At 65.6% G+C, this 11577-nt stretch carries 12 protein-coding genes and 1 pseudogene; 10 read left to right on the forward strand and 3 right to left on the reverse strand.

The window, feature by feature from the left end:
* The first annotated feature begins 11 nt into the window (after positions 1–11).
* The 3 genes from ACZI8W_RS07070 to ACZI8W_RS07080 all read left to right on the forward strand — a co-directional run bounded on the left by ACZI8W_RS07070 (position 12) and on the right by ACZI8W_RS07080 (position 1439).
* Positions 12–284: a PASTA domain-containing protein gene (locus tag ACZI8W_RS07070; protein ID WP_463367777.1), complete on the forward strand. Its 273-nt coding sequence runs from the start codon at positions 12–14 to the stop codon at positions 282–284.
* Between the two features lie 200 nt (positions 285–484).
* Complete coding sequence (locus tag ACZI8W_RS07075) at positions 485–859, forward strand: DUF1049 domain-containing protein (RefSeq protein ID WP_463367778.1); 375 nt, start codon at positions 485–487, stop codon at positions 857–859.
* A 220-nt stretch (positions 860–1079) separates the two neighbouring features.
* Positions 1080–1439, forward strand: coding sequence for an SDR family NAD(P)-dependent oxidoreductase (locus tag ACZI8W_RS07080; protein WP_463367779.1), 360 nt, complete (start codon positions 1080–1082; stop codon positions 1437–1439).
* Between the two features lie 97 nt (positions 1440–1536).
* Here the strand turns inward: ACZI8W_RS07080 and ACZI8W_RS07085 are convergent, their stop codons facing one another.
* From ACZI8W_RS07085 to ACZI8W_RS07095, 3 genes are read right to left on the reverse strand one after another with little or no spacing between them, the layout of a single operon-like run.
* Positions 1537–1686: a hypothetical protein gene (locus ACZI8W_RS07085; protein ID WP_463367780.1), complete on the reverse strand. Its 150-nt coding sequence runs from the start codon at positions 1684–1686 to the stop codon at positions 1537–1539.
* Positions 1683–2315 (reverse strand): 5'/3'-nucleotidase SurE, encoded by a 633-nt coding sequence (locus ACZI8W_RS07090; RefSeq protein WP_463367781.1) that lies wholly within the window; start codon positions 2313–2315, stop codon positions 1683–1685. Before ACZI8W_RS07090 ends, ACZI8W_RS07085 begins: the two co-directional genes overlap by 4 nt.
* Positions 2312–3280, reverse strand: coding sequence for a 1-phosphofructokinase family hexose kinase (locus ACZI8W_RS07095; protein WP_463367782.1), 969 nt, complete (start codon positions 3278–3280; stop codon positions 2312–2314). Before ACZI8W_RS07095 ends, ACZI8W_RS07090 begins: the two co-directional genes overlap by 4 nt.
* Positions 3281–3796: 516 nt before the next feature.
* Between ACZI8W_RS07095 and ACZI8W_RS07100 the strand changes: the two are divergent.
* From ACZI8W_RS07100 to ACZI8W_RS07130, 7 genes and pseudogenes are all read left to right on the forward strand, one after another.
* Positions 3797–5111, forward strand: a pseudogene (locus ACZI8W_RS07100) (alpha-hydroxy-acid oxidizing protein).
* 15 nt (positions 5112–5126) lie between these two features.
* Complete coding sequence (locus ACZI8W_RS07105; protein ID WP_463367783.1) at positions 5127–6122, forward strand: 2-dehydropantoate 2-reductase; 996 nt, start codon at positions 5127–5129, stop codon at positions 6120–6122.
* 559 nt (positions 6123–6681) lie between these two features.
* Positions 6682–7710, forward strand: coding sequence for a hypothetical protein (locus ACZI8W_RS07110; protein WP_463367784.1), 1029 nt, complete (start codon positions 6682–6684; stop codon positions 7708–7710).
* Positions 7707–8453: a hypothetical protein gene (locus ACZI8W_RS07115; protein ID WP_463367785.1), complete on the forward strand. Its 747-nt coding sequence runs from the start codon at positions 7707–7709 to the stop codon at positions 8451–8453. Before ACZI8W_RS07110 ends, ACZI8W_RS07115 begins: the two co-directional genes overlap by 4 nt.
* Positions 8454–8463: 10 nt before the next feature.
* Positions 8464–8961 (forward strand): hypothetical protein, encoded by a 498-nt coding sequence (locus ACZI8W_RS07120; protein ID WP_463367786.1) that lies wholly within the window; start codon positions 8464–8466, stop codon positions 8959–8961.
* 46 nt (positions 8962–9007) lie between these two features.
* On the forward strand, positions 9008–10747 hold the full coding sequence (locus ACZI8W_RS07125) for an asparagine synthetase B family protein (RefSeq protein WP_463367787.1): 1740 nt from the start codon (positions 9008–9010) through the stop codon (positions 10745–10747).
* A gap of 41 nt (positions 10748–10788) precedes the next feature.
* Positions 10789–11544 (forward strand): hypothetical protein, encoded by a 756-nt coding sequence (locus tag ACZI8W_RS07130; protein WP_463367788.1) that lies wholly within the window; start codon positions 10789–10791, stop codon positions 11542–11544.
* The last annotated feature ends 33 nt before the right edge of the window (positions 11545–11577 follow it).

Genomic DNA, 11577 nt, shown 5'->3' on the forward strand with positions numbered 1-11577 from the left:
AAGGAGAACGCATGAACCCGCACGACGCGACACTCGACATCCCCGACGTTGTCGGTTTGAACGCCGACGATGCCTGCGTGATCGTGGAGAGAACGGGATTTGTGCCGGTCGGCCCCGACGGGACCGCTGCGCCGTCGAGTGGGGTGATCATCGCTCAGGCGCCGACCGGCGAGATGGCGGCCAGGAGTGGCACCGAGGTGATCCTGTGGAACCAGGACAGCGGGGGCCGCCACGGTGTGACGGTGCCACACCAGGACGAGTCCGCGGCGCTCGACCCGGCCTGAGCGCGGTCGAGGCCGAGGGCACGATCGGGTCGTGTCACCTGGTCGATCGGAGCACCCGAGGTGGCCGTTCCGCTGCCCGGAACGCAAACGTCGGGGTTTGAGTACCCCGACGCTCGGGTATTTGATCCGTGTCGGGATCATTCCGGACCTGATGGACCTCGTCGTCCACATGCTCGAAGCCTACGACCGGGAGGTGAGCCATGGACACGACGCCTTCCTCCGCGTCCTCCTCGGGGTGGGACCACTCCGCGGGCTCGCGCCGATGGTCCGGGCGATGGTCGCCGCGACGTCATGTGCGGCACACCAAGATCGGGCGGATCTGGGTCGGGATCATCACCGGTGCGATCGTCTTGATCGTGCTGCTGGTTTTCGTCCTGCAGAACCTGACCGGGGCGCAGATCGCGTTCCTCGGATGGGATTTCAGCCTGCCGATCGGGGTGGCGATGCTTTTCGCTGCGCTCGCCGGGATGGGGATCATGGCCGCGGCCGCGGGGGCACGCATCGCGCAGTTGCGTCACGCTTACAGACGGGATCATCCACCCACCGAGGAGTCCGGTTCGACATCTGCTTCATAGCCCGACGGGGCGCAGCGGTGTGTGGGCAACACTGTGGTGTGTATCCGGTATATGACTGAACTCGTTGACGATGTCTCGGCATGGCGAACGCCCGCCACGAGGCACCCGGCCGTACCGTGAGCGACGGCCAACGAAAGTAGGATGCGGTGACGGACGACGATCGGCGACGGGCGCTGTGGCAAGGAGTCATGACCGCCGAGGGCGTACCGGGCGAGGGTGTATGGGGCACGTCGGTGTGCAACAACTGTGTGGAGGTGCTGACGGGGATCGACGCGGCCGCGGTGGCGTTGCCATCGCTTACCTCGAAGAGAGCGACGACGCAGCTCACACGGTGGAGTTGGTCGGCGAGCATGGGCGCCGCTGCTGTGCCTTCGCAGGCGATCTGGCTTCGTCGGACCACTACCGAGACGTGGTCGCCCGCACAATCTCGGGTCTGGGCGGACTCGACATCGTTGTGACCAACGTGGCTATCAAGAGCCGGTCGACGATTTCCTCGATCTGTCGGGTACTACCGGCAGCAGCCGGGCTGTCTTCCCCCCGGGGGGGCGTCCGGTCAGGTGCCATCGGTTCAGCAGCGTAGCCGGCGGCACCGCTGGTGCGATACGGAGCTCGGCGCACCTACTCCGGAGCCAACCCGATATCGAGTGCGAGCTATCCAGGGGCAAGGTTCGTGTAGGTCAGGGCGATGCCACGTATGTCAGTGCGCCGAGATCGCCCTGCGACACTTCGAACGGCATCGACAACATCGTCGCGGTGGCCCAGCCGTGCGCCAGCAGTACCGCATCGCTGTCGTGGGTATCCTCGATCATCACGCTACGGAAGGTCACCGCGACACTCCGACTCCGAGTGCCGTTCTCCTCGACGGCACCGATCTCCGCTTGCACCGCCCCGAACTCGGCGAGCGGAGCAGTGCGCAGACCACGCAACTCGGCCAGGGGTATGTCCGGAATGTTGACGTTGAGTACCGCCCTGGGGGGCCGTGTTCGATCGCCCACCGCACCGCACGCGCAGCGACCGAAGCCGCCGTCCCCCAGCGAGACGGCGACGTCCCATCCAAGGACAGTGCGACAGCGCGCGCTCCGTGGCTGGCCGCGGTCAGCGCGGCCCCGACAGTACCCGAGTGCAGGATCGCATGGCCGGTGTTGGGGCCGAGGTTGACGCCGGAGAGCACGATGTCCGGAATCGGGCCGAAGGCACCGTCCGATGCGAGAAAGACGATCAGCGCGGGCGACGCCTCGACGGCGAACACCTCGAGCTCCGGGAGTTCGGGCAGTATCCGCAGCGACATCGACAGCGTGCCGTCCTCCTCGAGTGCGGACAACGACGCACTCGCACCGCTGCGCTCGACGTGCGGCGCCGCCACGCACACGTCGAGCCCGACCTCGACCGCGACCCGTGCAAGCACTCCCAGCCCGGGACTGTCGATCCCGTCGTCGTTGACGATGAGCGCCCTCAATGTTCGTCCCGCCGCCGCACGTGCACCTTCTCCGCCATACGCGCGATTGCCCCGGTGTCTCCGGTGGCCAGACCGCGCCGGGTCACATTGATCGCGCCTGCGGCGGCCCCCAGCCGCACCGCGTCGATGCTGGGCCGTCCTGCTGCTAACGCCGCCGCGATTCCCGCAGTCATGGAATCCCCCGCGCCGCGATAGTCGACGATCTGCACCGGTGGCGCCTCGACCTCCCACACCTGACTGTCGCACAGCGCGAGCGCCGGGTCCCCCGCGCGGGAGACGACCACCATCTGCGCGCCTTTGTCGTGGAGCAGGTGCATTGCCGCCACGAGATCGTCGTCGGTGTCCGACACCGCTCGACCATCTTCGAGGAGGTCCTCGTGACTGACCTTGAGGACCGTGACGCCGCCGTCCAGCGCTGCGGTGAGCACCGGGCCGGACAGATCCGCGACCACCGCAATTCCGAGCGCGGACAGGTCCGCACACAGCCTCCGATAGACCTCGATCGGCACCGCCCCCTCTCGGTGCGGCCCTCCGAGAATGGCGATGTCCGCGGCCATCGCTGTCGCAAGGGACATGCTGAACAGGTTGTCCGTCTCGTGCCTGGTGAGCGCTGGGGGCGGTACCTCCACCACTACGGTGCGTTCCCCGCCGCGGCGGTCGTGGATGTACGAGCCGTTCTCGTGCGACGTGGCCACGGGATGTACGGTCAGGCCCTCGCGGGTGATGAGGTCGACGAGAACGTTCCCCGCTTCGCCGCCGAACGGCCCACATAGATGGACGTCCATACCCAGAATCGCTGCCATCCGCCCGATCCAGAATCCTTGTCCGCCCGCATGGACGTGCACCTCGTCGCCGCCGGCGGGTGCGGCCTCGATCGTCACCGTCAGAAGCGGGGACGGAGCGAACACAAAGGCGCACACAGATGCTCTGTCGGTGCCGACCGTATTGTCGGCGACAGAATTCATGGTGTCTGGGGTACCCACGCCGGTGCGGTACTACACCTGACTTTCGTGTCCGAGCCGCCCTTCGTGCTCGCCGGGACAGGCCGGTCATATAGGCGGCCGACGACACCGCAATCCGGCCCGCTGCGTCGTGGACACGGTGGCCAGCCGGGGGATCCATGTGTGCAGGTTCTCGGAGGCCAGCGATCGCCGTACGAACGGCACCGATATCGATGTTCAGCAGCTGCCCTGCCTGCCACCCGTACCGCCGGTGCACTGCGAGGTACGTCAACCGAGCCTCCTGCAGTCCAAGTCAGTTCACCGCCTGACACACTCGCTCGATACCGCTACGGTCGAGGAACCCCTCCGGGCTGATCGCCTCCCCCAGCAAGGTCGGTGCTTTGACGGCGTGAATCGGCAACGGCGGTGCCCCTGGAGTTGCCTCCACGATCTGCAGTTACGCCGAGAGGGCTGTCCGCCTGTGATTCTCCGTCGTTGTCGGGAAGGATCGGGCTACCACCGCGACAGAGAGGGAACCCCGTGACCGACACCGCTGCTCCCGCTACCGCCGGCCCCGGCCGCGAGCGCCAGGGCGTCGTCTACCGCGACGGCGCGCTGGGGCGCAGGCCCACCGTGCCGACCTCGTTCAGCGACCTCGAACACGCTGCACGTCGTGCCAGTTCGACACGGGCCTGGGCGTACGTCGCCGGCGGCGCAGGTGAGGGACGCACGATGCGCAACAACCGGCGCGCATTCGACCGATGGGCGATCGTGCCGCGCATGGCGCATGGCGCACGGCGTCACCGACCGTGACCTGACCACCACCGTCGCGAACACGCCCCTGACATCGCCGGTGCTGCTCGCGCCGGTGGGTGCGGGTGCGTTGATGGCGCCCGACAGTGATCTGGCCATTGCGCGCGCGGCCGCCGCGACAGGTGTGCCGTACATCGTCTCGAATCAGGGCTGCAATCCGATGGAGGACTGCGCCGAGGCGATGGGTACGTCGCCGCGCTGGTTCCAGCTGTACTGGAGTTCCGACGAAGAACTCGTCGACAGCCTGCTGCATCGAGCCGAGGCCTCCGGTGCCGACGCTGTCGTCGTCACCCTCGACACGACGATGCTGGGGTGGCGACCCCAGGATCTGAACCTCGGATCGTTGCCGTTCGCGCGGGGTGAGGGTATCGCCCAGTACACCTCCGATCCACGTTTCCGCGATATCGTGCGGCAGCGGATCGACGCGGCGCGAGGCATGGTCGCGGATCCGCCGGACGTCACACTCGGTGCGATTCGCACATTGATGGCGATGACCCGCAACTATCCGGGCAGGTTCCTCGACAACCTGCGATCTCCGGTGCCGCGCGCCGCGGCGGAGACGTTTCTCGACATCTACTCGAATCCTGGTCTCAGCTGGGAGCACCTGGCGACACTCCGAGATCGCACGAGGTTGCCGATCGTGCTCAAGGGCATCCTGCATCCTGACGACGCGCGCCGTGCAGTCGATCTCGGTGTCGACGCGGTCGTCGTGTCGAACCACGGGGGTCGGCAGATCGACGGTTCGATCGCGTCGCTCGATGCGCTCCTCGACATCCGATCGGCGATCGGCCGTGAACCGACACTTCTGCTGGACAGCGGAATACGCAGTGGTGCTGACGTGTTCGTTGCACTCGCGCTCGGCGCGGATGCCGTACTGCTGGGTCGTCCCTACATGTACGGGCTGGCGGTTGCGGGGCAGCGCGGCGTCGAGGAGGTCATCCGTAACGTGATCGCGGAGTTGGACCTCACCATGGCGCTCACCGGTGCGCGATCGATTGCCGATATAGACGAGCGGTTCGTCCGGGTCAATCCTTCCTTTTGAGAAAGGTTTCTACGAATGCGGATCGTCGTAGTCGGCGCCGGTAGTGTCGGATGCTACATCGGGGGCCGGTTGGTCGGTGCGGGTGCCGACGTCGTGTTCGTGGGCCGACGGCGGATTGCCGAGGAGGTGCATGAGCACGGGCTGCACCTGACCGACCTGAATGGTGCCGACGTGCGGTTGGATTCGGTGGACTATCGCACCGAGCCGGATGTCATTGCGGAGGCGGATCTTGTACTGGTGACAGTGAAGTCTTCTGCTACAGCGGAAGTCGCCTGTACAATTGCGACACTGCTGCGGGATGACGCCGCGGTGGTCAGCCTGCAGAACGGATTGTCCAACGCAGGCGCGCTGCGCGAGCAGATCGACAGTCCGGTACTGACCGCGATGGTGCCGTTCAATGTGGTGGCGCAGGGCGAGGGCAGGTTCCATCAGGGTTCCGAAGGTGGAATCGAGGTCGAGAACAGCGAGCACATCGAGCCGTTCCTTCAACTGTTCGTCGCTGCCGGACTCCCAATGACCCGACGGCCCGACATGGATGCGGTGTTGTGGGCGAAACTCCTGCTCAATCTCAACAATCCGATCAACGCCTTGTCCGGGCTCCCGCTGAAAACGGAGCTGTCGCAACGTTGCTACCGCCGCTGTGTCGCTGCCGCCCAACGCGAAGCGCTCACCGTGGGAAAGAAAGCCGGACGGGTCGCGGCACGGCTCACTCCTCTGCCGCCGTCGTGGATTCCCCGTCTGCTGACGGTGCCGGACATCGTGTTCCGCAACGTCGCGTCGTCGATGCTGGCTATCGATCCGCTTGCGCGGTCGTCGATGTGGGAAGATCTGGAGGCGGGTCGTGTCACGGAGATCGACTGGATCAATGGTGAAATCGTGCGGCTCGGCCGTGAGTTCGGCGTTGCGACACCTGTCAACGAGAAGCTGATCGAGCTGATTCGAGACGCCGAGCGCGGTGGCCGGCGCGACTGGGACGGGACGGAACTGCTGGCGGTGCTCGCGGGTACCTGATCTGTGGATCACGACCGCTCTGCGATCAGCCCCGCTTCCTGGCTCTGTTCCTGCACCATGCTGAGGGCGATGCGGTGGACGGGACCACCGGTGAGCAGCGCCCATCGTAGGTGACGGGGATGTTGTGCAGTGTCGCCCAGCCGTCGGTCCAGGATATTTGTGGCACCTGCGGTACCACCAGGTCGGGGTCGCGACGCTGCACGGCGCTGGTGTCGAGGATCGTAAGACCTCCGAAGTTGTTCGACTGGTCTCGATGACGGACGCTACGTCGACTGGCTCGATCTACTCGCCGCAAGCGGCCAGTGGGACGTTCACCCAGTCAAGACACGGTATCGGTCCGGATGTACGGCGACGTCGGCGCGGAGCAGGTCGCTGTGGCCGATGGTGGCGTCGATCGAAGTCACGTTCTGCCCCCTGAAGTAGTCAGGGGCTACATGGAACCTCGCTCAGCGGATGAACGTGTTGCGGGATGCGCACAGCCCGCGGACATGGTTAGTATCCGAAATGATCTTCGGATCCGGCCCGGATCCCCCCACGAGCGCAGGAAGAAGGACAGGCCATGATCTGCCCCCACTGCCGTGAGAACCTGCTGCGCAAGGAACGATCCGACCGACGCTGCTCGAAGTGCACACGGCCCTTCGCTCTCGAGCCCAAAGAGAGCCCGTTGACGTTGCACGACCTGCGCCTCCACGCGCTGTCCGAGAAACTCTCCGCCGGACGTGACCTGTACGCGACGGTGACGCAATTGCGATATGCGGCTGCCCGCCGCCGTCTTCCCAATCTCCGATCCGGTGTCATGGGCCTACTGGGGACCTGGTGCGTGGTGGTTCTGTTCGGGACGTGGGTTCTGTTCATCGTGAACTTCCCGTCCTGGCGGGTACCCGCGTACGGACTTGTCCTCCTGCTCGGCGGTGTTCTCGTGATCTGTGCGTCCTGGCCGTTCCTGAGGCGGCGTGCACATGTGCGGATGCCGGTGACCGAGGAAGCGTTCCGGGACGACGTGCTCGAGCCGTGGACGGCGGTGTACGGCGGGCTGCCGAAGGGAGTCGTATACGAGTCCTGGGTGGCGACCCCTGAGGTCGACAACCCTCGGATGGTGCTGGTGTGCGCAGATCCGAGCGTTCGGGCGTGCCTGGCCGCGAATCGAGCACCGGAAGGGCTGGGCATGCTCGTGGTCGAGAGCATCGACATGGTTCCGGACGGACTACCCGTACTGATGCTGCACGATGCGAGTGTCCCGGGATTCGAATCCGCGTGGCACACAGTCCTGTTGCTCGGCGATCGGGTACACCCGATCGGGTTGTGGCCGCGGTCCGTGATGGACGACGAATCGGCAATTCGGTTGAGGGAGTCGCCTCGGCCGAAGTCCGCGACGCAGTTCCTCCACAACCCGCCTTTGCCGAACGTATCACTGCGTCAGACTGAAGTGGAATGGCTCGCCGACGGCTGGTGGTCCCCGATCGCGGCCCAATCGCCGGCTCGGCTGCTCGCAGTCGTGTCCACCGCCGCCGGACGGATCGAGGAAGAATCCGATCCCGACCGGCGCTCTGCACGACAGCTGGGATTCCTTTCGTGGCCGGCTGCATGATCGACAAGGCACTCGACCGTTACCTTATCGGAGCGATCGAGCGCGCTGCGGCGCCGAACGGCGTGCAGTTCACCGAAAGGCAGCTCTACTTCGAACTGTGCCGCGGCGTAGTACCCGCACACCGGCTTCCGCGCCGGCCCGCGTTCACCGTCCCGGCAACCGTGCCGTACCGGGTGTTCCGCGCGGCGTTGGACCGGCACGGCGCAGTCCCCGGACTGCTCGAACCGGCGCGCCCGTTGCCCCGCGGCTTGGGCAGGAACACGCCGGAACCGGACTTGTTCGACTACGGACTGCCGCGTCTGCTGGTCTGCGAATCGATGCCGGTCGCGGCGATGCTGCGGGCGAACGGAATATCGATGGAATCCGCGTGTCCGGTGGTGAGTGCCGCGGATCTCCCACTCGATCCGAAGATTGCGGCGATGCTCGACCGCGCGGACGATGCCACCATATATGCACTGCACGACGCAAGTGTGGAAGGTATGGGCTTCCCGATGCGATTGCCGTCGCTGACCGACATCCCGAAAGGTGTGAGTGTCACCGCAATCGGGCTCAGCGCGTCGCAGGCAGCCCCCTTGCACCTGCCTCGAGTGCGCGGTCGGGCCAGCGAAGTGGAATCGGTGAACCCGGCCGTTCTGTTGCGTACCGTCCACCGGCTGGTTCGCGGAGTCCACCGAACCACCACACCACTCGTCGACGTGCGTGGGGTTCGGCGGGCGGGTTTCCTGACGTGGCCCACCTTCTGAAGGAGAGACAGTGCCCGCATCGAAAGACCCCGTTGGCCGCGAATTCCACTATGCCGACGAGTTGCTGACCGACGGCACGGTTTGCCGGCGATACACCGATGGACGCACGGAATGGCGGTCGCGTGGTGAGGGCGGTGCGGTCTTCTGGCGGGACGACCACGGTATGAGTGGCACCGACGAGCCTCTCGGTCGCAACCTCGTCAAGCGGACGTACCGCGACGGACGGGTCATCTACGGTCGCGAGGGCGGATACGGCCGAACGCTCTGGAGCGATGGCGTTCTCACCTCCAATAGATCCCAGTTCGGCGGTCGGCTCGGTGGTGTTCTCGCTGCCGTCGCGGGTGCGGCGTTTCTCGGATCGATCGCTCTTCCGCCAGATTTCCTGACGCCCGAGCAGGAGCAGGAACTGCAGGCGGGATCCGGGGACGAGTCGGTGGGCTCGGATGGTGGTGCGGACTACGGGGATTGGGGCGGGCCTGGAGACGACGGCGGCGGTGACTTCGGCTGATGTCAGGTACCTGCCCGCGCAAACCGGTGGAGAACCGAGGAGAGAAGTGAGTAGGTGGTGTGCCTTTCTGGGCGAGGGTGATCCGGACGTACACGTGCGTGCGGTCGGTGGCCGGCCCCTGCGATCTACCGGCCGTCCGGAACGGGGGTCGTGCGGATTGGGATTGCTCGACGGGCCAGGTGTGGCCTCCGGTCCGTACCGGGCAGGAACCCTGTCGGCGGTCGGCGAAGTCACGCTGTTCAATGCCGACCTGTTGCGTGCGCGGCTCGGAGCGGATGCGCCCGACACGCACTGCCACGACGCAGAGCTGCTGTTGCACTGCTATGCCCGATTCGGATCGACTGGGATCGCTTTGGCAGAGGGAATGTTCGCATTGGCGATCGCGGATGGCACCGACCTGGTTCTGGTGCGCGACCACGTCGGCGCGCGCACACTGTTCCACGCCCGCGCGGGTGGCACCTGGGCGGCGTCGACATCGCTGCGCGCGATGCGTGCATGGCCGGATCTCGGCGCCGGACTGAATCTGTCCGCGGTGCGATCATTTCTCACATTCGCGTACATTCCGGGCCGGGAGACCTTTCTGCGCGGTGTCCACGAGGTACTCCCCGGCCGATGTGTACGCCTGCATCGGGACGGGTCATTCGACGAGGAAATCTATTGGGAGCCCAGAGAAGTCGAAGACGACCGATCGGTACGTGACCACGTCGAGCGGTTGCGCGAACTACTCGAGGAAGCGACCGCGCGACGACTACCGGCCGGCGAGCATGTCGGAGTGCTGTTGTCCGGGGGTATCGACAGCAGTCTCGTTACTGCGCTCGCATCGACGCTGCACGACAATCCGGTCCTGTCGTATTCCATCGCATTCGACGGCACCACCCCGAACGAACTTGCCTATTCCGGACTTGTTGCTGCACATTGCCATACCAACCACCGTGTACTCACGGTCCCAGGTGCGGCGGTCGCCGACAGGTTGGCAGAGACCGTGTCTCTACTGGACTGTCCGGTCGGAGATCCTCTGACGGTGCCGAACCTCATGCTCGCCGAGGCTGCTGCGGCAGACGGCGTGCACACGATCCTCAACGGCGAGGGCGGCGACCCGGTGTTCGGCGGGCCGAAGAATCTGCCGATGCTGATCTTCGAGATGTTCCGCGACGACTCCGACCCGGCCGCCCGAGCACGCGCCTACCTCGACAGCTACCGCAAGTGTCACGACGATCTCCCGGTGCTGCTGACCGCGGACACTCTCGCCGAACTGGAGGGGGCACCGCCACTGACGGATGTGTTGATGCCGTATCTGCAACAGGGGCGGATGACGAGCCTGCTGAACCAGTTGCTGCACACGAACCTGCGCACGAAGGGTGCCCACCACATCTTGACCAAGGTGGAAAGACTCACGGCCGCAAGTGGTGTGGAGGGTCGTGCTCCGCTGTTCGATCGCGAGGTGATCGATCATGCCTTCCGGGTACCGCCGAACCTGAAGCTGGCCGGTACGTCGGAGAAGTGGATTCTCAAGGAGTCCGTCCGAGATCTGCTGCCCAGCACCATCGTGGACCGGCCGAAGAGCGGGATGCGAGTTCCGGTCCAGCAGTGGCTCACCGGCCCGCTCCGTGATCTCGGCCACGACCTGCTCCTCGGCCCGTCGACCCGCGCCCGAGGACTCTTCCGCGAGGACACCATCCGCAGCTGGATGCGCGGCGAAGGTACGCTGTTGCCACGCCAGGGCGGCAAACTGTGGCTCGTCCTGACTCTCGAGTTGTGGCTGCGGTCCTTCCAGGTCGGTGCGTGATCCATCGTGACCGACACGTTCGATTCAGGAGTTGTTCCAGTATGTCCGACCTGCACGCGACACCGGTCACGATCAAGCGCCGCGCCGACGACGACAACGAAGTGCACGATGTCGCCGAGTTTCGTGATGCAGGGCGCTGCGTCGTCACGCCGGTCGCCGAGTTCCCGGCCGACGTCGCGTTGGCCGTGGTCCGCGCGTTTGCCGGGATCGTCACCGCGGCCAAGGCCAGTCACGTGGCGACCACCGCGGACTCGGACGGCATCGTCCGTTCCCAGTCGTTCGAGGAGGGGGACGTGTACATGATCGAGTCCCCCTTCGACGGGTTCTTCGCCGACCGGTACATCATGGACTTCTACAACGTCGAAGAACGCGGGATATGTTCGCGGATGCATCTGCACACGGGCTTGCGGTTCGTGCGGATGATGACCGGACCGGACACCCGCATCCGGGTCGGCAGCCTGTCTCCGTTCGAGGTGACCCACGTTGCCGGTGTCACTCCGTTCCGGCCCGTTCTGTACGACGACGACCTACCCGGCATGCCGCACGGCTCGCAGCGCACCCGATACAACATGATCGTGCCGCCGTGTTCGTTCGTCGACATGCAGATCCCCCGCGGTGTCAGTCATCAATTCAATGCGGTCGGTGAGCACGCCGTGATCGACTCGGTGCATCCCGAGGAATCCATCGAAGTGCTCCGGGAGGAGATGTCGGGCTACAGAATGATGGCTCAGACGATCTTTCTCGCGGATGAACTACCGTCGTCCGAGACATGTGCGGAGACGGCTCCGGTGCTGTGACGCGACACGGTGAAATAGGGGTGGCGTTCCGTC

The sequence above is a fragment of the Rhodococcus ruitaii genome (genome assembly GCF_055230935.1).

Coding starts and splice junctions, on each gene's coding strand:
- ACZI8W_RS07130 (WP_463367788.1), top strand. CDS start 10,789: ATGTCCGACCTGCACGCGACACCGGTCACGATCAAGCGCCGCGCCGAC.
- ACZI8W_RS07110 (WP_463367784.1), top strand. CDS start 6,682: ATGATCTGCCCCCACTGCCGTGAGAACCTGCTGCGCAAGGAACGATCC.
- ACZI8W_RS07115 (WP_463367785.1), top strand. CDS start 7,707: ATGATCGACAAGGCACTCGACCGTTACCTTATCGGAGCGATCGAGCGC.
- ACZI8W_RS07105 (WP_463367783.1), top strand. CDS start 5,127: ATGCGGATCGTCGTAGTCGGCGCCGGTAGTGTCGGATGCTACATCGGG.
- ACZI8W_RS07080 (WP_463367779.1), top strand. CDS start 1,080: ATGGGGCACGTCGGTGTGCAACAACTGTGTGGAGGTGCTGACGGGGAT.
- ACZI8W_RS07095 (WP_463367782.1), bottom strand. CDS start 3,280: ATGAATTCTGTCGCCGACAATACGGTCGGCACCGACAGAGCATCTGTG.
- ACZI8W_RS07070 (WP_463367777.1), top strand. CDS start 12: ATGAACCCGCACGACGCGACACTCGACATCCCCGACGTTGTCGGTTTG.
- ACZI8W_RS07075 (WP_463367778.1), top strand. CDS start 485: ATGGACACGACGCCTTCCTCCGCGTCCTCCTCGGGGTGGGACCACTCC.